26 protein-coding genes are annotated in these 22,344 nt (G+C 63.8%); 21 read left to right on the top strand and 5 right to left on the bottom strand.

Annotated features, from left to right (window positions below):
- The first annotated feature begins 9 nt into the window (after positions 1-9).
- The 21 genes from rplN (at position 10) to A3OO_RS0101140 (ending at position 13,303) form a co-directional block, all read left to right on the top strand.
- Positions 10-378, top strand: a complete 369-nt coding sequence (rplN, locus tag A3OO_RS0101245; RefSeq protein ID WP_018266630.1) for a 50S ribosomal protein L14 — start codon at positions 10-12, stop codon at positions 376-378.
- The gene (rplX, locus tag A3OO_RS0101240; RefSeq protein ID WP_018406011.1) at positions 378-695 is read left to right on the top strand and encodes a 50S ribosomal protein L24; all 318 of its coding nucleotides are present in this window, start codon (positions 378-380) and stop codon (positions 693-695) included. The genes rplN and rplX overlap by 1 nt, the downstream gene beginning before the upstream one ends.
- Complete coding sequence (gene rplE, locus A3OO_RS0101235) at positions 688-1,410, top strand: 50S ribosomal protein L5 (protein WP_018406010.1); 723 nt, start codon at positions 688-690, stop codon at positions 1,408-1,410. The genes rplX and rplE overlap by 8 nt, the downstream gene beginning before the upstream one ends.
- Before the next feature lie 47 nt (positions 1,411-1,457).
- Positions 1,458-1,763 carry a 30S ribosomal protein S14 gene (rpsN, locus tag A3OO_RS0101230; RefSeq protein ID WP_014890750.1) on the top strand — a complete coding sequence of 102 codons (306 nt, stop codon included), beginning with the start codon at positions 1,458-1,460 and terminating at the stop codon, positions 1,761-1,763.
- Positions 1,764-1,773: 10 nt separating this feature from the next.
- Entirely contained in the window at positions 1,774-2,172 is a 399-nt protein-coding gene (gene rpsH, locus A3OO_RS0101225; RefSeq protein ID WP_014890749.1) for a 30S ribosomal protein S8, read from the top strand.
- Between the two features lie 32 nt (positions 2,173-2,204).
- On the top strand, positions 2,205-2,738 hold the full coding sequence (gene rplF / locus A3OO_RS0101220) for a 50S ribosomal protein L6 (protein WP_018406009.1): 534 nt from the start codon (positions 2,205-2,207) through the stop codon (positions 2,736-2,738).
- Between the two features lie 9 nt (positions 2,739-2,747).
- Positions 2,748-3,110, top strand: a complete 363-nt coding sequence (rplR, locus tag A3OO_RS0101215; RefSeq protein WP_018406008.1) for a 50S ribosomal protein L18 — start codon at positions 2,748-2,750, stop codon at positions 3,108-3,110.
- 138 nt (positions 3,111-3,248) lie between these two features.
- Positions 3,249-3,818: a 30S ribosomal protein S5 gene (rpsE, locus tag A3OO_RS0101210; RefSeq protein WP_018406007.1), complete on the top strand. Its 570-nt coding sequence runs from the start codon at positions 3,249-3,251 to the stop codon at positions 3,816-3,818.
- 11 nt (positions 3,819-3,829) lie between these two features.
- Positions 3,830-4,039: a 50S ribosomal protein L30 gene (gene rpmD / locus A3OO_RS0101205; RefSeq protein ID WP_014890745.1), complete on the top strand. Its 210-nt coding sequence runs from the start codon at positions 3,830-3,832 to the stop codon at positions 4,037-4,039.
- Between the two features lie 10 nt (positions 4,040-4,049).
- A complete protein-coding gene (rplO, locus tag A3OO_RS0101200; protein WP_018406006.1) occupies positions 4,050-4,526 on the top strand; it encodes a 50S ribosomal protein L15 in 477 nt (158 codons plus the stop codon).
- Between the two features lie 155 nt (positions 4,527-4,681).
- The gene (gene secY / locus A3OO_RS0101195; RefSeq protein WP_018406005.1) at positions 4,682-6,022 is read left to right on the top strand and encodes a preprotein translocase subunit SecY; all 1,341 of its coding nucleotides are present in this window, start codon (positions 4,682-4,684) and stop codon (positions 6,020-6,022) included.
- Positions 6,019-6,606 carry an adenylate kinase gene (locus tag A3OO_RS0101190; protein WP_018406004.1) on the top strand — a complete coding sequence of 196 codons (588 nt, stop codon included), beginning with the start codon at positions 6,019-6,021 and terminating at the stop codon, positions 6,604-6,606. Before secY ends, A3OO_RS0101190 begins: the two co-directional genes overlap by 4 nt.
- 208 nt (positions 6,607-6,814) lie before the next feature.
- The gene (gene rpsM / locus A3OO_RS0101185; RefSeq protein WP_018406003.1) at positions 6,815-7,183 is read left to right on the top strand and encodes a 30S ribosomal protein S13; all 369 of its coding nucleotides are present in this window, start codon (positions 6,815-6,817) and stop codon (positions 7,181-7,183) included.
- Positions 7,184-7,286: 103 nt separating this feature from the next.
- Entirely contained in the window at positions 7,287-7,676 is a 390-nt protein-coding gene (rpsK, locus tag A3OO_RS0101180; protein WP_014890740.1) for a 30S ribosomal protein S11, read from the top strand.
- Positions 7,677-7,755: 79 nt separating this feature from the next.
- Entirely contained in the window at positions 7,756-8,775 is a 1,020-nt protein-coding gene (locus A3OO_RS0101175) for a DNA-directed RNA polymerase subunit alpha (protein ID WP_018406002.1), read from the top strand.
- A 177-nt stretch (positions 8,776-8,952) separates the two neighbouring features.
- A complete protein-coding gene (gene rplQ / locus A3OO_RS0101170; RefSeq protein WP_018406001.1) occupies positions 8,953-9,366 on the top strand; it encodes a 50S ribosomal protein L17 in 414 nt (137 codons plus the stop codon).
- 266 nt (positions 9,367-9,632) lie between these two features.
- Positions 9,633-11,120 (top strand): DegQ family serine endoprotease, encoded by a 1,488-nt coding sequence (locus A3OO_RS0101160; RefSeq protein WP_083909793.1) that lies wholly within the window; start codon positions 9,633-9,635, stop codon positions 11,118-11,120.
- A gap of 6 nt (positions 11,121-11,126) precedes the next feature.
- Entirely contained in the window at positions 11,127-11,444 is a 318-nt protein-coding gene (cutA, locus tag A3OO_RS0101155) for a divalent-cation tolerance protein CutA (RefSeq protein ID WP_018405998.1), read from the top strand.
- Positions 11,445-11,538: 94 nt separating this feature from the next.
- On the top strand, positions 11,539-12,510 hold the full coding sequence (sppA, locus tag A3OO_RS0101150) for a signal peptide peptidase SppA (RefSeq protein ID WP_018405997.1): 972 nt from the start codon (positions 11,539-11,541) through the stop codon (positions 12,508-12,510).
- Positions 12,511-12,555: 45 nt separating this feature from the next.
- Entirely contained in the window at positions 12,556-12,846 is a 291-nt protein-coding gene (gene ihfB / locus A3OO_RS0101145; protein WP_014890734.1) for an integration host factor subunit beta, read from the top strand.
- 115 nt (positions 12,847-12,961) lie between these two features.
- On the top strand, positions 12,962-13,303 hold the full coding sequence (locus A3OO_RS0101140) for a LapA family protein (RefSeq protein ID WP_018405995.1): 342 nt from the start codon (positions 12,962-12,964) through the stop codon (positions 13,301-13,303).
- Between the two features lie 22 nt (positions 13,304-13,325).
- Here A3OO_RS0101140 and A3OO_RS0101135 read toward each other — a convergent pair whose 3' ends face one another.
- From A3OO_RS0101135 to A3OO_RS0101115, 5 genes are all read right to left on the bottom strand, one after another.
- Positions 13,326-16,619 (bottom strand): error-prone DNA polymerase, encoded by a 3,294-nt coding sequence (locus tag A3OO_RS0101135; protein WP_018405994.1) that lies wholly within the window; start codon positions 16,617-16,619, stop codon positions 13,326-13,328.
- On the bottom strand, positions 16,616-18,151 hold the full coding sequence (locus A3OO_RS0101130) for a Y-family DNA polymerase (RefSeq protein ID WP_425338969.1): 1,536 nt from the start codon (positions 18,149-18,151) through the stop codon (positions 16,616-16,618). The genes A3OO_RS0101135 and A3OO_RS0101130 overlap by 4 nt, the downstream gene beginning before the upstream one ends.
- Positions 18,072-18,869 (bottom strand): hypothetical protein, encoded by a 798-nt coding sequence (locus A3OO_RS0101125; RefSeq protein ID WP_018405992.1) that lies wholly within the window; start codon positions 18,867-18,869, stop codon positions 18,072-18,074. The genes A3OO_RS0101130 and A3OO_RS0101125 overlap by 80 nt, the downstream gene beginning before the upstream one ends.
- A gap of 304 nt (positions 18,870-19,173) precedes the next feature.
- Positions 19,174-20,994 (bottom strand): c-type cytochrome, encoded by a 1,821-nt coding sequence (locus tag A3OO_RS0101120; RefSeq protein ID WP_018405991.1) that lies wholly within the window; start codon positions 20,992-20,994, stop codon positions 19,174-19,176.
- Positions 20,982-22,127, bottom strand: a complete 1,146-nt coding sequence (locus tag A3OO_RS0101115; protein WP_245257071.1) for a catalase family protein — start codon at positions 22,125-22,127, stop codon at positions 20,982-20,984. Before A3OO_RS0101115 ends, A3OO_RS0101120 begins: the two co-directional genes overlap by 13 nt.
- Between the last annotated feature and the right edge of the window lie 217 nt (positions 22,128-22,344).

Genomic DNA, 22,344 nt, shown 5'->3' with positions numbered 1-22,344 from the left:
GGGTAAGCCATGATTCAGATGCAAACCAATCTCGACGTCGCCGACAACTCCGGCGCGCGCCGCGTGATGTGCATCAAGGTGCTGGGCGGCTCCAAGCGCAAATACGCCGGCGTCGGCGACATTATTGTCGTGTCGATCAAGGAGGCGATTCCGCGCGGCCGCGTCAAGAAGGGCGATGTGCTGAAGGCCGTCGTCGTTCGCACCGCGAAGGACATCAAGCGTGCCGACGGCTCCGTGATCCGTTTCGATTCGAACGCCGCGGTGCTGATCAACAATCAGAAAGAGCCGATCGGCACCCGCATATTCGGGCCGGTGCCGCGCGAGCTGCGCGCCAAGAACCACATGAAGATCATCTCGCTCGCCCCGGAGGTTTTGTAATGGCCGCCAAGATCAAGAAGGGCGACAAAGTCGTCGTTCTCGCCGGCCGCGACAAGGGCCGCAGCGGCGAGGTGCTGCGCGTGATTCCCGACGAGGGCCGCGCCGTCGTCGACGGCGTCAACATCGTCAAGCGCCATCAGCGTCAGACCAAGGATCGCGAAGCCGGCATCATCAACAAGGCCGCGCCGATCAATTTGTCGAATCTGGCGGTCGCCGATCCCAAGGACGGCAAGGCGACGCGGGTTGGATTCAAGATTCTCGACGACGGCCGCAAGGTCCGCGTCGCCAAGCGTTCCGGAGAATTGATCGATGGCTGAGGAAAAGAAGCCCAAGGCCGAAAAGCCCGCCAAGGCTCAAAAGCCCGCCGCCGAGGGCGCGGAGGCGAAGGAGCCCAAGAAGGCCGCCGCCAAATCCGGCGAAAAGCCTGCGGCTAAGGAAAAGCCGGCGACATCCGGCGACGACGCGGCAGCGTTCGGCGCGGACGGCTCCTACGTGCCGCGCATGCGCAAGCATTACGAAGAGGTCGTGCGCGAAGCGTTGCAGAAGCAGTTCGGCTATAAGAACGCGCTCGAAGTGCCGACGATCGAGAAGATCGTGCTCAACATGGGCGTTGGCGAATCCGTCAACGACAGCAAGAAGGCGACGTCGGCGGCGGCCGACCTTAGCCTTATCGCCGGCCAGCGGCCGGTCGTCACCCGCGCGCGCAAGGCGATCTCGACCTTCAAGCTGCGCGAGAACATGCCGATCGGCGCGAAGGTGACGCTGCGCAAGACGCGCATGTACGAGTTCCTCGACCGGCTGATCACCGTGGCGCTGCCGCGCGTGCGCGACTTCCGCGGATTGAATCCGAAGTCGTTCGACGGGCGCGGGAATTATGCGCTCGGCATCAAGGAGCACATCGTGTTCCCCGAAATCGACTACGACAAGGCCGAGTCGATCCTGGGCATGGACGTGATCGTCTGCACGACGGCCAAGACCGACGAAGAGGCGCGCGCCTTGCTGAAGGCGTTCAATTTCCCGTTCCGGCAGTGAGGGCGTAACAGCTCCTCAAACGCGGATACTGAAAGGCGAAACTGGTAATGGCGAAGAAAAGCGCGATAGAGAACAACAAGCGGAAGCGAAGGCTCGTGAAGTCCTACGCCGGGCGGCGCGCGCGGCTGAAGGCGGTCGCGAATGACAAGACGCTGAGCGTCGAAGAGCAGTTCGAGGCGCGTCTCAAGCTTGCTGAGCTCCCGCGCAATTCCGCGCCCGTTCGCGTGCGCAACCGCTGCGAAGTGTCGGGCCGTCCGCGCGGGTTTTATCGCAAGCTGAAAATGTCGCGCATTGCGCTGCGCGAATTGGGGTCCCGCGGCCTGGTGCCCGGCCTCGTGAAGTCAAGCTGGTAAGGAGACGCAGATGGCGATCAACGATCCATTGGGCGATCTTCTCACCCGCATCCGCAACGCACAGATGCGCCGCAAGGACAAGGTGTCCTCTCCGGGCTCCAAGCTGCGCGCGCATGTGCTCGACGTGCTGAAGGAAGAGGGCTATATCCGCGGCTATAGCAGCACCGACTTCGGCAATGGCCGGACTGAGTTCGAGATCGAACTGAAGTATTTCGACGGCGAGCCGGTCATCAAGCAGATCGAACGCGTGTCGCGCCCGGGCCGCCGAGTCTATGCGGCCGTTGACGCAGTGCCGCGCGTGGCGAATGGCCTCGGCGTCACCATCGTGTCGACTCCGAAGGGCGTCATGGCCGATCATGCGGCGCGCGAGAATAATGTCGGTGGCGAGGTGCTGTGCAAGGTCTTCTAGACCTTGCGCCTCATCAAACAGGATTTGCAACCATGTCTCGTATCGGCAAGAAGCCTGTCGTCATTCCCGCCGGCGTCACCGCCAAGGTGGACGGTCAGCTCGTGCAGGTGAAGGGCGCGAAGGGTCAGCTGGAGTTTCTGGCGCCCGACGACGTCTCCGTCGTCCAGCAGGATAACGCCATCTCGGTCGACCCGCGCAATGAAACCAAGCGCGCCCGCGCGCTGTGGGGCACGGCGCGCGCCCAGATCAACAATATCGTCGTCGGCGTGACCACGGGCTTTGAAAAGAAGCTTGAGATCACCGGCGTCGGCTATCGCGCCGCGGTGCAGGGAAAAACGCTGCAACTCGCGCTCGGCTATTCGCATGACGTGAGCTATCCGATTCCGGCCGGCATCGCGATCGTGACGCCGAAGCCGACGGAAATCACCGTCACCGGCATGGATCGGCGCCAGGTCGGTCAAGTCGCCGCGGAGATCCGTGCGTTGCGCCCGCCCGAGCCCTACAAGGGCAAGGGCGTCAAATACGCCAATGAATTCATCTTCCGCAAGGAAGGCAAGAAGAAGTAAGGACCCGCCATGGCCAGGGATGTCAAAGTCGAACAGCGTCGAAAGGCGCGGGTGCGCCGGGCGATCCGTGAACGCGCCAAGGGGCGGTTGCGCCTTTCGGTGTTTCGCTCGTCCAAGCAGATCTACGCGCAGATCATCGACGACGAGAAGGGCGCGACGGTCGCAGCCGCCTCTTCGCTCGAGAAGGCGAACCGCGAGGGTCTGAAGACTGGCGCGGACGTCGAGGCGGCGAAGGTCGTCGGCAAGCTCCTCGCGGAGCGCGCCGTCGCCAAGGGCGTCAAGGAGGTCGTTTTCGACCGTGGCGCTTACATGTATCACGGGCGCGTCAAGGCGCTGGCAGACGGCGCCCGCGAGGGCGGTCTGGAGTTCTAACAGGGGGCGCGCGTCGTTGAGGGCGCGCGCTTCTCGCGCGGAATGCGTGCCGGCGCTCAAGCGCCGGGCGTCGATCCGATGGGTCGGCAGTGAAGGAAGCGAGCGGCGCATCACGCCGCGTAAGTGACGGAAGAGACAATGGCGCGTGAAGGAGAAGGCGGTCGCGGCCGCGATCGGGATCGTGACGGCGACGGCGAATTTGTGGATCGTCTGGTCCACATCAATCGCGTCGCGAAGGTGGTGAAGGGCGGCCGGCGTTTCGGCTTCGCCGCGCTCGTCGTCGTCGGCGACCAGAAGGGCCGCGTGGGCTATGGACACGGCAAGGCGCGCGAAGTGCCTGAGGCGATCCGCAAGGCGACGGAAGCGGCCAAGCGCGCGTTGATCCGCGTGCCGCTGCGCGAAGGCCGCACGCTGCATCATGACGTTCATGGCCGCCATGGCGCGGGCCGCGTCATTCTGCGCGCTGCGCCGGCCGGCACCGGAATCATCGCCGGCGGTCCAATGCGCGCGATTTTCGAAACGCTGGGCATGCACGACGTCGTGGCGAAGAGCCAGGGGTCGTCCAATCCCTACAACATGATCCGCGCGACCTTCGATGCGCTTGGCCGCGAAGACTCGCCGCGCTCCGTCGCGGCGCGCCGCTCGCTTAAAGTTTCGGTGCTGCAGTCGCGCCGTCAAGGCGTCGACGCCGACGCCGTCGACGCGTAAGGAGACGACCCATGACGAAGAGCACGCAGCAGATCGTCGTCGAACAGATCGGCAGCCCGATCGGCCGGCCCGAACGGCAGCGCCGCACGCTTCTTGGCCTCGGCCTGACGCGCATCGGCCGCCGCCGCGCGCTGGAAGACACGCCGGCCGTGCGCGGGATGATCGCTAAGGTGGCGCATCTCGTGAAAATCGTCGACGCCAAAACCGTCGACGGGAAGTGAGGACGCGGCCATGAAACTTAATGAAATCACCGACAATCCAGGCGCGAGCAAGAACCGCATGCGCGTCGGCCGCGGCATCGGCTCCGGCAAGGGCAAGACCGGCGGACGCGGCGTCAAGGGCCAGAAGGCGCGCACCGGCGTGGCGATCAAGGGCTTCGAGGGCGGTCAGATGCCGTTGCATCGGCGTCTGCCGAAGCGCGGATTCTACAATCCGTTCTCGACCCACTACAACGAGGTCAATCTCGGGCGCATTCAACAGGCGCTCGACGCCGGCAAGCTCGACGCCACCGCGCCGGTGACGGTCGAGGCGCTGCTTGCGGCCGGCGTCGTCACCAGACCGCGCGACGGCGTCAAGATCCTCGGCCAGGGCGAGTTGAAGACGAAGCTCGCCTTCGAGGTCTCGGCGGCCTCCAAGTCGGCGGTCGCGGCCATCGAGGGCGCCGGCGGCACCGTGAAACTTCTCGCCGGCGAGACGCCAGCGCAGTAACTCAAAAAGGCGCGGCCGCTCTCGCATGAGCGGCTGCGCTGTTTTATACCAAACGCTCCGAACGGAGCGGGCGAGCCTCGCGCGCTGCTAGCTCCGAGCGCTGAGCCCAACAAAATGGCGTCGCGTCGACAGCGGCGCGAAAGGGGAGTTCCTTCATGGCATCGGCAGCCGAGCAGCTCGCGGCCAACGTCAATCTCTCCGCCTTCGGCAAATCCGAGGAACTGAAAAAGCGCATCCTGTTCACGCTGGGCGCGCTGATCGTCTATCGCCTCGGCACCTACGTGCCGCTGCCGGGTATCGACCCCGAGGCTTTCGCGAAGAGCTTTTTCGGCCAGTCGAAGGGCATGCTGGAGCTCTTCAACATGTTCGCGGGCGGCGCCGTGCAGCGCCGCGCGATCTTCGCCCTCAACATCATGCCGTATATTTCGGCGTCGATTATCGTCCAGCTGCTGACGTCGGTGATTCCGACGCTCGAGACGCTGAAGAAAGAGGGCGAGCAGGGCCGCAAGGTCCTCAACCAATATACCCGCTACCTCACCGTCGCGCTCGCGACGTTCCAGGCCTACGCCATGGCGATCGGGCTCGAGGGCCAGCAGGGCGTCGTCACCGATCCTGGCCTGTTCTTCCGCATCACCACCGTCGTGACGCTGGTCGGCGGCACAATGTTCCTGATGTGGCTTGGCGAGCAGATCACCTCGCGCGGAATCGGCAACGGATCTTCGCTCATCATCTTTGCGGGCATCGTCGCAGCGTTTCCGTCGGCGATCGTGTCGACCTTGGAGCTCGGCCGGCAGGGCGCAATTTCGACGGCGCTGATCATCGGCGTCATCATCATGTCCTTCGCCGTCGTCGCCTTCATCGTGTTCATGGAGCGGGCGCAGCGACGCCTGCTGATCACCTATCCCAAGCGTCAGCACGGTAACCGCGTCTACGAGGGACAGACGTCCTTCCTGCCGCTGAAGCTGAACACGTCCGGCGTTATCCCGCCGATCTTCGCATCGTCGCTGCTGCTCTTGCCGACGACCGTGGCGAATTTCTACCAGTCGACCGGCAGCGAGAGCATCTTCGCGACGATCTCCGCCTATTTCGGCCATGGGCGGCCGCTGTATATGCTCGCCTATGTGGGATTGATCGTGTTCTTCGCCTTCTTCTACACCGCGATCGTCTTCAATCCGGTCGAGACGGCGGACAATCTCAAGAAGCACGGCGGTTTCGTGCCGGGCATTCGCCCCGGCGAACGCACCGCGAAATTCATCGACGAAGTGCTGATGCGGATCACCGTGCTCGGCGCGGCCTATCTGGCGGTCATCTGCATCATTCCGGAAGGGCTCATCGCCTACGCCAATCTGCCCTTCTATTTCGGCGGCACGTCGCTGCTCATCGTCGTCAGCGTCACCATGGATACTGTGGCGCAGATCCACGGTCATATGCAGGCGCAGCAATATGAGGGGCTGATTCGCAAGACCAAGCTTCGCGGCGGGAAACGCGCCCGATGAGGCTGGTGCTGCTCGGTCCGCCCGGGGCCGGCAAAGGAACGCAGGCGGCGCGTTTGGTCGAAAAGCACGGCGTGCCGCAGCTGTCGACAGGAGACATGCTGCGCGCCGCGGTCGCGGCGAAAACGCCGATTGGCCTGAGGGCCAAGGAGATCATGGACGCTGGCGCGCTGGTGCCGGACGAGGTCGTGATCGGCCTGATCGACGAACGGCTCGGCGCGTCTGACTGCGCCAGCGGGTTCATTCTCGACGGCTTCCCGCGCACTGTGGCGCAGGCCGAGGCGCTGCAGGAGCTTCTCGTGCGCAGGGGTTTGTCGCTCGACGCCGTGCTCGAGCTCGCCGTCGACGAAGGCGCGCTCGTCGACCGGATGCGCAAACGGGTGGATGAAACCCGCGCCGCGGGCGGCGCGGTGCGCGCAGACGACAATCCGGAAAGCTTCAAGACGCGGCTCGAAGCCTATCGGGCCCAGACGGCCCCTGTGTCGGCGCACTACGCCAAGCGTAGCGAATTGACCAGGATCGACGGGATGGCGCCGATTGAGGATGTAACCGCGGAGATCGATCGCGCCCTGTCGGACGCCGACTAGATTTTTTCGCGGAATCGCTTGACCCTCAACCCGTTGGCCCCTAAATAGGCAGTCTTCACGTTGTTGGACAGTCGGCTCCGGCTCCCGGATTGGGGGGCGGGGCCTGTTTTCGTATGAAGACGGTTCACAACCGTCCGCATGGGCCGGGCTCCACCGGACGCGGGCGTCATCCCGGAGCTTAAGGCTCCTTCTCACATGGAGAGACAAAGTGGCCCGTATTGCAGGCGTCAATATCCCGACCAACAAGCGCGTCGTCATCGCGCTCCAGTATATCCACGGCATTGGCGCCAAGAAGGCAGAGGAAATCTGCGAGAAGGTGAGCATCCCGGCCGAGCGCCGCGTGGCGCAGCTCACTGACGCGGAAGTTCTGCAAATTCGCGAAACCATCGACCGCGACTACATGGTCGAAGGCGATCTGCGCCGCGAGGTCGCGATCAACATCAAGCGCTTGATGGATCTCGGCTGCTATCGCGGCCTGCGCCATCGCCGCCAGCTTCCCGTGCGCGGCCAGCGCACGCACACCAACGCCCGCACCCGCAAGGGCAAGGCGAAGCCGATCGCCGGCAAGAAGAAGTAGTCGGCCGTCAGGACGATTATGGATGGCGGGGACACGCCCGGCCATGACAACCGAAATCCCTAGCGCCTGGAACTACGGGCGCGTTTGAAGGACGCAAGAAAAAATGGCTAAGGACACAACGCGCGTTCGCCGCCGCGAGCGCAAGAACATCGTTTCCGGCGTCGCGCATGTGAATTCGACGTTTAACAACACCATGATCACCATCACCGACGCGCAAGGCAACACTGTGTCGTGGTCGTCCGCCGGGTCGATGGGATTCAAAGGCTCGCGTAAATCCACGCCCTACGCCGCGCAGATGGCCGCCGAAGACGCCGCCCGCAAAGCCGGCGAGCATGGCGTGCGCACGCTTGAAGTCGAAGTCTCCGGTCCGGGCTCCGGCCGTGAGTCGGCGCTGCGCGCGCTGCAGGCGGCGGGCTTCACCGTAACTTCGATCCGCGATGTAACGCCCATTCCCCACAACGGCTGCCGGCCGCGCAAGCGCCGCCGCGTCTGAGTTCATTGTCTGATTTGATTTCGCGCGGCGCGGCGCATGCCCGGCGCCGCACTCAGGAGCTTCAAGGAAAGGCCTCCAAGTGAGCATCCAGAAGAACTGGCAGGAACTCATCAAGCCGAACAAGCTCGAAGTCGCCGCCGGAGACGATCCCAAGCGCGTCGCGACCGCGGTCGCTGAGCCGCTGGAGCGCGGCTTCGGCGTGACGCTTGGCAACGCCCTGCGCCGCATTCTGCTGTCGTCTTTGCAGGGCGCGGCGATCACGTCGATTCACATCGACGGCGTGCTGCACGAGTTCTCTTCGATCCCCGGCGTCCGCGAGGACGTGACCGACATCGTCCTCAACATCAAGGACATCGCCATCAAATACCAGGGCGATGGCATGAAGCGCCTGACGCTCAAGAAGACGGGACCAGGGGCCGTCACCGCGGGCGACATCCAGGTGACGGGCGACGTGCAGGTCCTCAACCCTGAACTCGTCATCTGCACGCTCGACGAAGGCGCCGAGATCCGCATCGAGTTCACCGTCGCCAACGGCAAGGGCTATGCACCCGCCGACCGCAACCGCGCCGAAGACGCCCCGATCGGCCTCATTCCGATCGACAGCCTCTATTCGCCGGTCAAAAAGGTCAGCTATCGGGTCGAAAACACCCGCGAGGGCCAGGTTCTCGACTATGACAAGCTGACGCTGACGGTCGAAACAAATGGCGCGATGAGTCCGGAAGACGCGATCGCCTATTCGGCGCGCATTCTGCAGGACCAGCTCAACGTCTTCGTCAATTTCGAAGAGCCGCGCCGCGAGGAGGCTGCGCCGTCCATTCCGCAACTCGCTTTCAATCCGGCGCTGCTGAAGAAGGTGGACGAGTTGGAGCTTTCGGTGCGTTCGGCGAACTGCCTGAAGAACGACAACATCGTCTACATCGGCGACCTTATCCAGAAGTCGGAAGCCGAGATGCTGCGCACGCCGAACTTCGGCCGCAAGTCCTTGAACGAGATCAAGGAGGTGCTGGCGCAGATGGGTCTGCATCTGGGCATGGAAGTCCCTGGCTGGCCGCCGGAGAACATCGACGATCTCGCGAAGAGATTCGAGGAGCATTATTGAGTTTCCCCCTTCTCCCGCTTGCGGGAGAAGGTGTCGCGCGAATGCGCGACGGATGAGGGCGCGGGAAATTCCCCTCACCCGGCCCCGCTTGGCGGGGCCACCCTCTCTCGCGAGAGAGGGAAATAATGGAGACGGCCGTTCCTTGGCACGGCGGCCGCATAATCAACGGAGAGCCGCATGTATCACGGTCACAAGAAGCGCCGCTTCGGGCGCACGCATGAGCACCGCAAGGCGATGTTCGCCAATATGGCGCAGGCGCTCATCAAGCATGAGCAGATTGTCACGACGCTGCCGAAGGCGAAGGATCTGCGTCCCGTCGTCGAAAAGCTCGTGACGCTGGGCAAGCGCGGCGACCTCCACGCGCGCCGGCAGGCGATCGCCAAGATCAAGGACGTCAAGCTTGTCGGCAAGCTCTTCGACGTGCTCGGACCTCGCTACAAGGATCGCAACGGCGGCTACACACGCGTGCTGAAGGCGGGCTTCCGCTACGGCGACAATGCGCCGCTTGCGGTCATCGAATTCGTCGATCGCGACGTAAACGCCAGGGGGCAGGACTCCGGACCCGTCCACGAAGGAGAGGCGGCGGCGTAAGCGGTTCAAAGGCGACCGTTTCGATCGTCATGATGATCACAATCGCGGCGTCGTGTCTCCGTCATCGGGATGCGGCGCCGAAAGCGTTTTAAGGGCAAGGAAGCGTCCGAGAACCTCGGAGCAGACGCCGCATGATCGGCGATTGGGCCTCCGGCTGGCGCCTCGTCGGCGCTTCTCCGCACGGAACCATCATTGCAGCGCATTCTTATCGTCTCGCGTCTTTGCGTCTATAAATGCGCCGGCAAAAACGAGCTACGGAGCGCTTCATGAAGATTTCGGCGCGTCAGATTATTGTTGCGGCGCTCGCCTGCGCCTTCGCGGCGCCTTTCGCCTCCGCGCGCGCCGAAGTTTCGCCCGAGGCGGCTCAGACCGCTTCCCCAAGGCCGCCTGGCCGCGTCGAGAGCTTTACGCCGCCGGGGCCCGATCGCGCTGTGCCGACGAGCCGCGGCGAGTTGATGAATTCCTTCGCGCCGGTGGTCAAAAAGGCGCAGCCGGCGGTCGTCAACGTCTTCGCGTCGCGCGTCGAGCGCATGCCCGCAAATCCGCTGTTCGAGGACCCGATCTTTCGTCGCTTTTTTGGCGAGGGCGGCGGCATGCCGGGGCGCAACATGGCGCAGTCGCTCGGCTCGGGCGTGATCGTCGATCAAAGCGGTCTCGTCGTCACCAACAACCACGTGATCGAGGGCATGACCGACGTGAAGGTGGCGCTCGCCGACAAGCGCGAATTCGCCGCGAAGATTTTGTTACGCGATCCGCGCACCGATCTCGCGGTGTTGAAGCTGGCCGACGGCGCCAATTTTCCAACGATGGAGCTTGGCGATTCGGATGCGCTTGAAGTCGGCGATTTGACGCTCGCGATCGGCAATCCCTTTGGCGTCGGTCAAACGGTGACGCAAGGCATTATTTCGGCGCTTTCGCGCACCCATGTCGGCATCAGCGACTATGGCTTCTTCATTCAGACGGACGCGGCGATCAACCCCGGCAACTCGGGCGGACCGCTGGTCGATATGAACGGGCGCGTCGTCGGCATCAATTCCGCGATCTTCTCGAAGTCCGGGGGCTCGGTCGGCATCGGCTTCGCCATTCCCGTCAATATGGTCAAGAGCGTGATCGCCGCCGCGAAGGGCGGCGGCAAGCAGGTGCGGCGGGCCTGGATGGGCGCGACGCTGCAATCGCTGTCGCAGGAGATCGCCGACGGCCTCGGGCTCGATCGCCCCACCGGCGCTCTGCTGGCCGACGTCGATCCGAAGGGGCCGTCAGCTGAAGCCGGTCTGAAGCGCGGCGACGTCATCATTTCGGTCGACGGCCAGACGGCCGATGACCCGGAGGCGGTCGGCTATCGGCTCGCCACCAAGCCGATTGGCGGGCAGGCGACGCTCGGCGTGTTGCGCGGCGGCAAAAAGATCGTCGCGCAAATTCGCCTCGCGCCGGCGCCGGAAACGCCGCCGCGCGACGCGATAAGGATAAAGGGCGCGTCGCCCTTCGCCGGCGCGACGGTGATAAATATTTCTCCCGCGGTCATCGAAGAGATGTCGGTGCAGGGAACGACCAATGGCGTCGTGGTGTCCGAGGTCGATGACGGCTCCTACGCGCAGCAGCTCAATCTGCAGCGCGGCGACATCATTCTCGCCGTCAATGATCAAAAGATCGGGACGACGCGCGATCTGGAGAGCGTAACGGCGGCGCGCGCCTACTATTGGAAGATCACCCTGGCGCGCGGCGGGCAGGTGTTCACGACCGTTATCGGCGGTTAAATCGGCATGAGCGCGCTTGTAATCCTCGTCACGACGATTGACGACGAGGAAAAGGCGCGCGCGCTTGCCCGGGCGGCGCTCTCGGCGAAGCTCGCCGCCTGCGTTCAGATACATCCCATTCGCAGCCATTACGTCTGGAAGGACGAGATGCGCGAAGAGCCTGAGTTTTTATTGCACATGAAAGCGCGCGGCGATGACTATCCCGCGCTTGCCGAACTGGTCCGCCGTCTGCATAGCTATGAGACGCCGGAAATACTGCGCATCGACGTCGCCGAGGCGGACAAAGATTATCTCGCCTGGGCGATGGAGGCGACGCGACGGTAAGCGCACCGGCGAAGCGTCTTCCAAATCGTCGATCTCGGCATTACGTTCTGCGCGGCGAGCCCCCGCGCGCCACGCCAGCCATCGGGACCCTTGGATGTCACCTCCCACCGACTATTTTGTTGATCGCCGTAGGCTTCGCCGCAAGCTCGGCTGGTGGCGTCTCGCCGCCCTAATCGCCTTGGGCGTCGCGGGCCTCGTCGCCGTGGTGCGGCTCGGCGGCGCCGATTCCGCCGATAAGCTCACGCCGCATATCGCCCGCCTCGAACTGCAGGGCGTCATCACCGGCGACGACGATACGATCGATATGATCAAGAAGATCGGGGAATCGAGCCAGACGAAGGCTCTGCTGCTGGAGATTGAGAGTCCCGGCGGCACGACGACAGGCTCCGAACGGCTCTATGAGGAGCTTCGGCGCGTCGCTGAGAAGAAGCCCGTCGTCGCCGTTGTCGGGACGGTGGCCGCGTCCGGCGCCTATATCGCCGCGCTCGCCGCCGACACGATCGTCGCGCGGGGCAATTCGCTGGTCGGCTCGATCGGCGTGTTGTTCCAATATCCCAACGTCTCGAAGCTGCTTAATAATTGGGGCGTCGAGGTCGAGACGATAAAATCGTCGCCGCTCAAGGCCACGCCGAACGGGCTCGAACCGACGAGCCCCGAAGCGCGCGAAGCGATCGCCAGTCTTGTCGCGGACTCCTTCGCTTGGTTCAAGGCGCTGGTTCAGGAGCGGCGCAAGCTTGACGACGCGGAACTGGCCAAGGTCTCTGACGGCCGTGTTTTCACCGCGCGCCAGGGCGTGCCGCTGAAGCTTGTCGATCTCATCGGCGGCCAACGCGAGGCCATCGATTGGCTGGTCGCCAACAAAGGAATTGCGAAAGACATGCCTGTGCGCGAGTGGAAGAAGAAATCCAGCCTCGAGCGGCTTGGGCTTGTCGGCGCCGCCGCCGGCCTCGCGCGGGTCGCCGGATTGGAATCGATCGCCGGTTTTTTAGAAAAATCAATTCTCCTCGAACGGAGCGGCGAGCTTGACGGCCTTTTGGCGATTTGGCAGCATTCGGCCGCAAACTGACTCGGGCGTCGCGCTGTGTTCGACGCCAACATATTGGATCGGCTCATGATAAAGTCGGAACTTATTCAACGTATCGCGCGCCGAAATGGCCATCTTTACCAGCGCGACGTCGAGACAATCGTCAGCACGATTCTTGACGAGATCACCTCGGCATTGGCGCGGGGCGATCGCGTTGAATTGCGAGGCTTCGGCGCGTTTTCGGTCAAGAAACGCGATGCGCGCACCGGCCGCAATCCACGCACGGGCGCGCAGGTGTCGGTGCAGCAAAAGAGCGTGCCGTTCTTCAAAACCGGTAAAGAGATGCGCGAGCGCCTCAACGAGAATTATCCGGGCTGATGCGATTTAAAGCGGCTGCGTCCTCTGGGTCTCGGGACGCGCGGCAGCGGCGAAGCGGCGGCTGTATGTGGCGGCTGCCCAGCGTGTTGCGCGGCGCCGGCAAGAGGGAGATGTTATGAAGTCCATCCTGCGCGTCATCATTTTCGTTCCTCTGGCGCTCATCATTTTGTTTTTCTCGATGGCCAATCGTGGCTCGGTGCGCATCGGGCTTGATCCCTTCGCGCCGAGCGACGGATCGGGTCCTTCTTTCGAGGCGCCGATCTTCCTTGTCGTTCTGGCGTCGATGGCGATTGGCGTGCTTGCGGGCGGGATCTCTTCCTGGCTTGGGCATCTCTCCGTGCGCCGCGCCGCGAAGATCGCTCGCGCCGAGGCGCGCAAGACGCGTGTGGAGATCGATAAGCTGCGTCAGCAGGCGTTGGCGAGCCTGCCGGCCGATAAGAGAGTGAAGAGCAGTTAAGCGGACTGTCTCTGTCGCGCCCTCAATGGAAATCCCGCGACTTCGGCAAGATCCGAACATTGCGCGGATGGCCGCCGCGCGGATGCTGGGGATGGATGAATTCGTCCGCGCGAGACAGGACGATTTCCGGCTGATGCGCGTCTGACAGTCTCTTGAGGTCTTGGCTGCGGTCGATAATGCGCTGCGCCATCAGATGCACGACATTTTCGGGGCTCTTCTGCACCCTTCCTTCCACCAGCATGAGTCGTGACGCCATCGTCTCGCGGCGGTAGCGCTCGAAGAGGCGCGCCCAGATGACGATATTGAGGATGCCGGTTTCATCTTCGAGCGTGACGAAAATGGCGTTGCCCTGTCCGGGCCGTTGCCGCACCAGCACGACGCCGGCGCCGCGCGCAAAGGCGCCATCCGTGAGCGCCGAAACTTCCGCGCAAGTGATGATCCGTTCGCGCGCGAAAATCGGCCGCAGCACCGCCATTGGATGGGCTTTCAGCGAGAGCCGCAGCGTTTGATAATCGGCCGCCACATGTTCGCCAAGCGACATGGACGGCAGCAGCGGATCTTGTTCCTTGGCGAGTTCGCGCGCGTCGGCGGCGGCAAAGAGCGGCAGGGGTTTGGCGTCGGGCAGACGCCGCACGGCCCAGAGCGCGTCGCGGCGGTCGGTTTGCAATGAGCGGAAAGCGTCGGCGTCGGCGAGCGCGCGCATCGTCGCGCCGTTGAGCGCCGCCCGCCGCGCAAGGTCTTCGACGCTGTCATAGGGCTTCGTCCGCGCTGCGACGATGCGATGTCCTTCGCTCTCATGCACGCCGTCCGCCTGGCGGAAGCCGAGACGCAGCGCCAAATCTCCCGTACGTTCCAGCGTATTGTCCCATTCGCTGAAATTCACGTCGACGGCGCGCACGTCGACGCCATGCTCGCGCGCGTCGCGCACGATCTGCGTCGGCGCATAAAAGCCCATCGGCTGCGAGTTGAGCAGGGCGCAGGCGAAGATCGCCGGATAGTGACATTTGATCCAGGAGGAGATGTAGACGAGCTTGGCGAAGGACGCGGCGTGGCTTTCGGGAAAGCCATAGGAGCCGAAGCCCTTGATCTGTTCGAAACAGCTTTGCGCGAAGCCGCGATCATAGCCGCGCGCCGCCATGCGTTCGACCATCAGCGCCTCGAATTCATGGATGGTGCCAAGATTGCGAAAGGTCGCCATGGCGCGGCGCAGGCGATTGGCTTCAACATCGGAGAATTTTGCGGCGACCATGGCGAGCTTCATCGCCTGCTCCTGAAAGAGCGGCACGCCCTTGGTCTTTTCAAGCACCTTGCGCAATTCGTCCGGCGGTCCGTGCTCCGGCGCGGGCGAGGGATAGATCACCGGCTCGCTTCCGGAACGGCGGCGCAGATAGGGATGCACCATATTGCCCTGGATCGGTCCCGGCCGCACGATCGCCACCTGAATGACGAGATCATAGAATTCACGCGGCTTCAGGCGCGGCAGCATATTCATCTGGGCGCGACTCTCGACCTGAAAGACGCCGATGGAGTCGCCTCTGCACAGCATGTCGTAGGTCGCCATGTCGTCGGCCGGCACGTCGGCGAGGCCCATGTCTTTTCCCTCATGGGCGCGCAAATAATCGAAACATTTTCGGATGCAGGTGAGCATGCCGAGCGCCAGCACGTCGACTTTCATCAGGCCAAGCGCGTCGATGTCGTCCTTGTCCCATTCGATGAAAGTGCGCTCAGGCATCGCGGCGTTGGCGATGGGCGTCAACTCGTCGAGCCGCCCGCGCGCGAGAACGAAGCCGCCGACATGCTGCGAGAGATGGCGCGGAAAGCCGAGCAGCCGGGTCGCGAAATGAATGGCGCGGCGGATGACGGGATTTTCGGGATCAAGCCCGGTCTGGCGGATATAAGTCTGCGGAATGTCGGCGCCCCAACTGCCCCATTGCGTGCTGGCGAGAGCGGCGGTCACGTCCTCGGTCAGTCCGAAGACCTTGCCGACTTCGCGAATGGCGCTGCGCGGCCTGTAGCTGATGACAGTCGCAACGAGTCCGGCGCGCTCGCGGCCGTATTTGCCGTAAATATGCTGGATGATCTCTTCGCGCCGCTCATGCTCGAAATCGACGTCGATGTCGGGCGGCTCCTTGCGCTCCTGCGAGATGAATCTGGCGAAGAGCAGATCATTCTCCGCCGGATCGACACAGGTGACGCCGAGCACATAGCAGACGGCGGAATTGGCGGCGGAGCCGCGCCCCTGGCAGAGAATCCCCTTGTCTTCGGCGATCCGCACGATGTCGTGAATGGTGAGAAAATAACGCGCATAGTCGAGCGTCTCGATGAGCGCCAGTTCTTCGCGCAGAAGCTTCTCGACCTTCTCCGGCACGCCGTCTGGATAGCGCATGACGGCGTGGCGATAGGTCAGCTCCTCGAGCCATTCCTGGGGATTGCGCCCCGGCGGGACAGGCTCGTCCGGATATTCATATGTCAATTGATCGAGCGAGAAATCGACGCGCGCGAGAAAACATTGCGTCTCCTCGAGCGCCTCCGGCGCGTCAGCGAAGAGCCGCATCATTTCTTCCGGCGTCTTCAAATAGCGCTCGGCGTTGATCTCGATCCGGCGTCCGGCTTGCGCGAGCGTCACGCCTTCGCGGATGCAGGTCATAACGTCTTGCAGATCGCGCTGGCCGGGATCGGCGTAAAGCGCGTCATTCGTCGCGAGCAAGGGCGTCTGCGTTCGCGCGGCAATTTCTTTCAGTCTTGCGAGGCGCCGCCTGTCGTCGCCGCGCCGCGGCATGGTCGCGCCGAGCCAGACGTCGTCTTGCGCAAGATCGCTCAGACGCGCGAGCGTCGAGGGCAGGCGCGTCAGATTGCGTGAAGGCATGACGATCAGCAGCAGATCGTGCGCGGCTTGTGCAAGATCGTCGAAATAAAGACGGCATTCGCCTTTCTTGGCGCGAAGATTCCCTGTCGTCAGCAGCCGCGTGAGCCTCGCCCAGCCATTGCGATTTTGTGGATGGGCGACGATGTCGGGCGTCTCGTCGGCGAAGACGAGCCGCACGCCGACGACGAGCTTGAAGGATTGGGCGCGCTCTGCGTCAAGCTGCGCCAGAAGCGTCGCATCGTCGCCGGCCGGCGGATCGCTTAATTTTTCGCGCAGTTCCTTAAGCGCGGCATAGGCGCGCACGACCCCGGCGACGCTGTTGCGGTCGGCGATGCCAATTCCGCTATGGCCGAGCAGCAGCGCCGTCAGCGCCATGTCTGACGGATGCGACGCGCCGCGCAGGAAGGAGAAATTCGTTGCCGCGACGAGTTCGGCGAAAGGCGCGCTCATGCGAAGAGCCCATGCAGGAACCAGCGCGGCGCGGCGGTTTCGCTTTCATAGAGGCCTTCGCGAAACACCCAGAAGCGATGGCCTTCGCGATCCTCCAGCCGGTAATAGTCGCGCGTTCGCCTGTCGCGGCCAACCGCGTTGCGCCACCATTCCGGCGCGATGCGCTCCGGCCCTTCGGCGCGGGCGATCATGTGGCGCACGCGGCGCCATTTGAAATGCATCGGCGGCCCGTCCGGCGTCTCGGCCATTGTGTCGATGGGCTGCGGCGGATCAAACAGAAACAGCGGCCGCAAGGGCGGTTCGCCAAGTTCCGGCTTCTCCCAGGAATTGGGTTTGGAAGGAGACGCCGCGTAAACATAGGAGGCGGCGCGCACGGGATCATGCGTCTCATGCGCCGCAAAGCGCAGCACGCGTTCGCGGCCAAAACGCGCCGCGAGGCGATCAACGAGATCGGCGACGTCGCCTTCCTGCGCGCTCTGCCGCTCGAAGCCGATCTGGCTTTGCGCCAGCGTTTCGGCGTTGAGGACGCAAAAGCGGATAACGTCGAAGCCGAATCCCGGATCGAGCGGATCGGCGAGCGACTCGGCCTTCAGGTTAAAGAGTCGCAGCAGCGCTTCGACATTGCGCGAGGGCGCGCCGGTTTCGAAACGCAGGGCCGCCACCGCGCCGTCGGTGCGAAAGAAGCGCGCTTCAAAAGCGCGGCCGCCTTCGCCGCGCCTTTCGAGAATGCCCATCGCTTCCGCGATCAGCGGCCGCAGAACATTCTCTATAGCTGAGAGATCGAGAAAAGGCTCGGCGAAGCGCCGCTCGACCATGCATTCCGGCAAAGGCCGCAAGGGCGTGATGCGCGCGTCCTCGCGTCCCAGAATGCGCGTCAGCCGCCGCATCGTTTCGTCGCCAAAACGCGCCGTCAGCGCGGCCGAGGAACGATCGGCGAGATCGCCCAATGTCGTGAGGCCGGCGCGCGTCAGCGCCACGCTCGTCTCTTTTGGCGCTTCGAGCGCGGCGATGGAGAGCGGGCGTGTGAAAATTTCATCTTCGCCCGGAGGCGTGACGCCCTCTTGGCCAAAACGCGCCAGAGCGCGCGCGGCGTCCGGCGTTCCGGCGACGGCGGCGCGGCCGGTGAAGGAGAGGCGCGCCATCGCCCGCAGGATGCAGGTCCGCATCATCGCTTCGCCGCCAAAAAGATGCGCGCAGCCCGTCGCGTCGAGCATGAGGCCGCCGGGCGGATCGAGCGCCACGAGCGGCGTGAACTGTTCGCAAAAGGCGGCCAGCCGCAGCATCAGCCGCTCGTCGGCGTCAGGGTCGGCCTGCGCGACGGCGAGATGGGGCGCGCGCGCCCTGGCGTCGGCGAGGGTCATGCCCGGCGTCAGGCCGAGCGCGATCGCCTTTCGATCGAGCGCGTCGATGCGCAGCGCGCTACGTTCTTTTTTGACGAGGATGAGCGGCGAATCATCCGAATTTGCGTCCGGCCCTCTGCGGCGCGCCTTCGCCAGGCGTTCCGCCGACAGGAAGGGAAGCCACAGAGCCAGATAGCGACGATGCGTCGAATGTTCTGTCCTCGAAGGCGCCACGGTCACGGTTCCACTCCACACGCCACTCATGCCCCGCCGCGCCGCCGCGCTGGCGCAGCAGAAAAATCGTAAAAGCCGCTGATCCCGGCGCATTCGCCGCCAGCGCGCGGGAAGGCGCGGCGCGCACAAGCCAGCGGCTTGCGGCGGCGCTCGGCGCAGGGGAGGCGCCGACGCGGGAGACAAAGATCGGCGCGCCAGCGGCAGCGGCCGCCAGAGCCAGGCGCCGGCTCGCGGTCAGATCATAGGCGCGCGCTTCGCCGAAGAGTTCGATCAGCGTCGCGCCCACAGTTGCGCAGCGTCCGGCTTCGACGCCCGCCTGCAGCGCCTCTCGAGCGTCGCGCACGCGAATGAAGGCGACGGCGGCGGGGTCGAGGCCGATGTCGGCGAGGCCCGGCGGATAGGGCGCGCCGGATTCGGCGCTCAGCGCCTCGGGGCGCGCCCAGAGCAGCGGCTTTTCCGCGCCCGCCAGTGCGCGCCTGGCGAGCGCCAGAGCGAAGCCCATCGCCGCCGGGGCGTCGGCGGCGGTCTCGGCATAGGCCTCGTGCAGCGCCGCGCGGAGAATTCCGCCGCCGAGCCGCCGATCGAGGCTTTCCGCCCCGAGCGCGATGGTCTCGGAAGTTGCGGCCCGATGGGCGCAAGCCAGGCTTTTCCGCAGCGACGCCAGCGGTTGGGTCATCTCATGAGTTCCTGTTATGTTCTCATAATGACTCCCGATGCGGGAGAGTCAAGGCGGGGCTGGCTAACGGCAGGGCTCCGTATCCAGGTTAACAAGGCGTCATCTCACAGCGTCATGGCCGCGCTTGTCACGGCCATCCACGCGATGACACGACGCAAATGTCAGGACATGAGCCGAACATGCCGTCTCCACGTGATGCGTTTCGCGATGTCCCGGCGTGGATGCCCGGCACGAGGCCGGGCATGACGGCTGCGGGGAGGAAGATTCCGGACGGCTGATGCCCGCCCGCGCCGGGCTTCGAATGTCACTTCGTCTTCAGATATTCGACGATCGCCATGGCGCCGGCGACGTCGTCGGACCAATCGAGCTTCAACGTCTTGCCGTCCTCGGTGACGTCTTTGTCGTGCCCCTTGTTGGAGAGCGCCGGAAAGGACGCCGTGTCGAAACGATAGCCTTCGCGCGAGAGCGTTTGCGCCGGCTCCCAGGAGAAGCCGCCGAGCTTCTTGTCATAGTCGAGCCGGCTCTTGATGAAGACGGCCGGGCGCTCGCGCGGCACGAGGAGATGATAAAGCGTCGGCACTGAGCCGTTGTGCAGATAGGGCGCCTGCGCCCACACGCCGCCAAGCGGCAGGGCGTTATAGCCTTCATGCGTCGCGGGATCGGCCATGGAGACGTCCGCGCGGTTCTCCAGCGAGACGCCTTCGAACTTCGCGCAGGGCGCAAGCCGGTCGCCCGAGGGCGGCATCTCGACGACTCTCGTCGGCGAACAGATCTTCGTAAAACTGTCGCGGGCGTTTTTCGCAATCGTGTCGCTGACGACGCGCGCCCGGCCGAGATCCGTGCCGAGGTCGTAGACCTTGCCGTTATGCGGCCGATGACACGCCGCGCAGTTCTCGTCGAACAGCGCCGCGCCCTTTTTCGCGAGCGCGAGATCGACGGGGAAGGGGTACACGGGCGCCGGCAGATCGCGCAGCAGATCCTCGCTGAAAGCAGCGATGCGGATGTCGGTGTCGCGTCCGAGCCCCAGCGTCAATTCGGCGGCGAGGTTGCGGAAGATCGGAATCGGAATATTGCCGTTCCATTGTCCGCCGCCGTCGACGAGTTGCGTGTGATCCGGGGACCAGCGCGCCAGACGCTTCTCCTGCTCCCACACGGCCATGAAGTCGGTGATGCCCGGCGTCGGCGGCAGGCTTGTCATCGGATCGGGAGTTTCGCCGCTCGCTTCGGCGGCGGCGTAGACCATCGACGTGCTGACGCCGGTCGCGTCGGCCATGCCGCCGAAACCTTGCGTCATCTGCTCCTCGAAGCCTTTGTAGTTCTTGTAGACGAGGTCGAGCAGCGAGACATATTCGAGTCCGGCGCGCGTCAGGAATTTTTCGACGATCGCCGGCGCGTCCCGCATGAAGAGTTCAATCTGACGCGTCTCATAGGCGGCGTCGAAGCGGCGGCCAGCGAAGGAGTAATTCTTGTAGAAGTAATTTCTGTCTTGGGCATGCGCCTTGTCGAGCGCTGTAAGAATGGCCCGAGTGGCGCGTTCGATCTTCTCCTCCGGCGTCGTCGCCCCCTCGGTGATCTTCTTGATCGTGTTTCTCACTCTGACGCGATACTGAACGAGGTTGAACTGCGCGTTCACGCCGCCGTCGAGATAGCGCAGACTGCCGTCGTCGAGCCGCACCCGACCGATATGGCAGGCGCCGCAACTCAAAGCCGCGTAATCCAGGGCGCCGCTGGGATCGTCGCGCGCCAGGCCGGTCCAGCCGAAGCCGCGCGCGATGGGGTAGGTGGGATCGCGCGCGTCGATGAAGAGGCCGGCGACGTCGAGAAAATTATCCGCGCTTCCCCATTCTTCGGGCGCGAGCTTTGGCAGGAGCTTCAAAATGATGAACGGAGCGCCGTCGCTCAGGCCGAAGGGAAAATCCGCAAACCAGCGATAGGCGACCGGCTTTCGGCTGATATAGGCGTCGAGCGCCTTCAGTCTTTTTTCCTGCTCGGCGCGCCACTCGCCGCCGGAAGGCGCCGTTTGCGCGAAAGCCGGCGCGTGGAGACACGCGTGTGACGCCAGCGCCAAGCATGCGACGAACGAAACGCGCGCGATCGCGCTTGTGAGACGCGTCACCACGGCCATTTTGGGAATCCCGTCGGCTCTTTGGGCTGGGACCGGAACTTCGAGGAGGCGATATAGACGTCGCGACGCAGCCGATTGATGCCGCCGATCGGCTGGTGCGCCGTGAGCCCGTGCCATGGCGTGAACGCCATGTGCTCGCATTCCGTCACCTGAAACGCATTGTCGAAATCCTGCTGGTCGATCTCGATGGTCGCGACATTTTGCGGCGGCGCGGTCGTCTCCGACCATTCGGCGGTCGCGTCTTCGATCGGCAGCGAATCATCATTGCGCAGCTGGACTTTGAAATCGAAGACTGCCGGCTTGCCATTGGCGGGATCGAGGCTCTTCTTCATCGCCTCGCGCAGATAATTCGTGGTTGGATTTGCCGGCACGGGCGTCTTTTCCGCGCTTCTCGGCGTCACGCTGAATTTCGCGACCCTGTCGGAGCCATAAAGAAACGGCGCAGCCGAAAAATACGGACTCTCGAGCGGATTGCCGACGTTGGTTTGCTGGATCTTCTTGACGACCGCCGCCGTCTTCAGTCGATCAGGCGACAGGGGCGGCGCAAAAAAGGACGTGATGTCGTCATGTTTCGCGAGCTGAATCTTGGTGACTTCCAGATATTCGGAGACGTTCGGGAAGGCGAAGCCCGGAAGATTGATCAGCAGGAAATCCTGCGTCTTTGCGCCGGGCTCGTTTAAGAGCGTGTCTCCGTCGACGCCGATGAGCTTGATCGCCATGCCGCGGCTGTCGGGTCCCTTCTTTCCAAGATCGGGCGCAAGAAAGGGCGTCGCGTTGGAGAAGCGAATCCAGGCCGGATATTTCTTGCCCGGCGTCGCGAAGACGCCAGCCCGGTAATTTGGGGGAATATCCGAATTGACGGTAAATGTCGCTTTGACGCAGCCGTGATCTTTTGGATGCACGCCGCGCCGCGCCATCCCTTCCGGATAGCGCATCTGCAGAAGCTGCGTGGTGAGCGAAATGATCTGCCCGATCTGCTCGGCTTCGCCCGCAGGCGCTTTCTCGAATTTGGTGAGCGGGGCCGCCGGTACGGCGGCCGCCGCCTGTTCGGCGCTGGCGGCTTGGCGCGGGCTTGTTGACATCGCCAAAAGCATGGCGGCCGTCGCGACAGACGCGCTCCGTCTTCTCATCATGTTTTCCCTCCCCTCGAGAAAGCGATTTCTTGAATTGCGCATTTGAAAGAAGTCCGCCGCAAGGACGTTATACGCCCGTGTGACCTTGACGCCTAGAATGGCGCTATCGACGTTGTGCAGAATGTTGAGCCGGCGATAGCAGATGCGGTTGCGGCGAAGCTCGCCGCAAGCAGCTTTCTCAAGAACATTGTTCGCTCCCACCCGAATCGACGAAACT

Origin of the sequence: Methylocystis rosea SV97, assembly GCF_000372845.1 — a bacterium.
Lineage (GTDB): Bacteria > Pseudomonadota > Alphaproteobacteria > Rhizobiales > Beijerinckiaceae > Methylocystis > Methylocystis rosea.
This window is presented reverse-complemented; position numbering and strand designations above follow the sequence as displayed.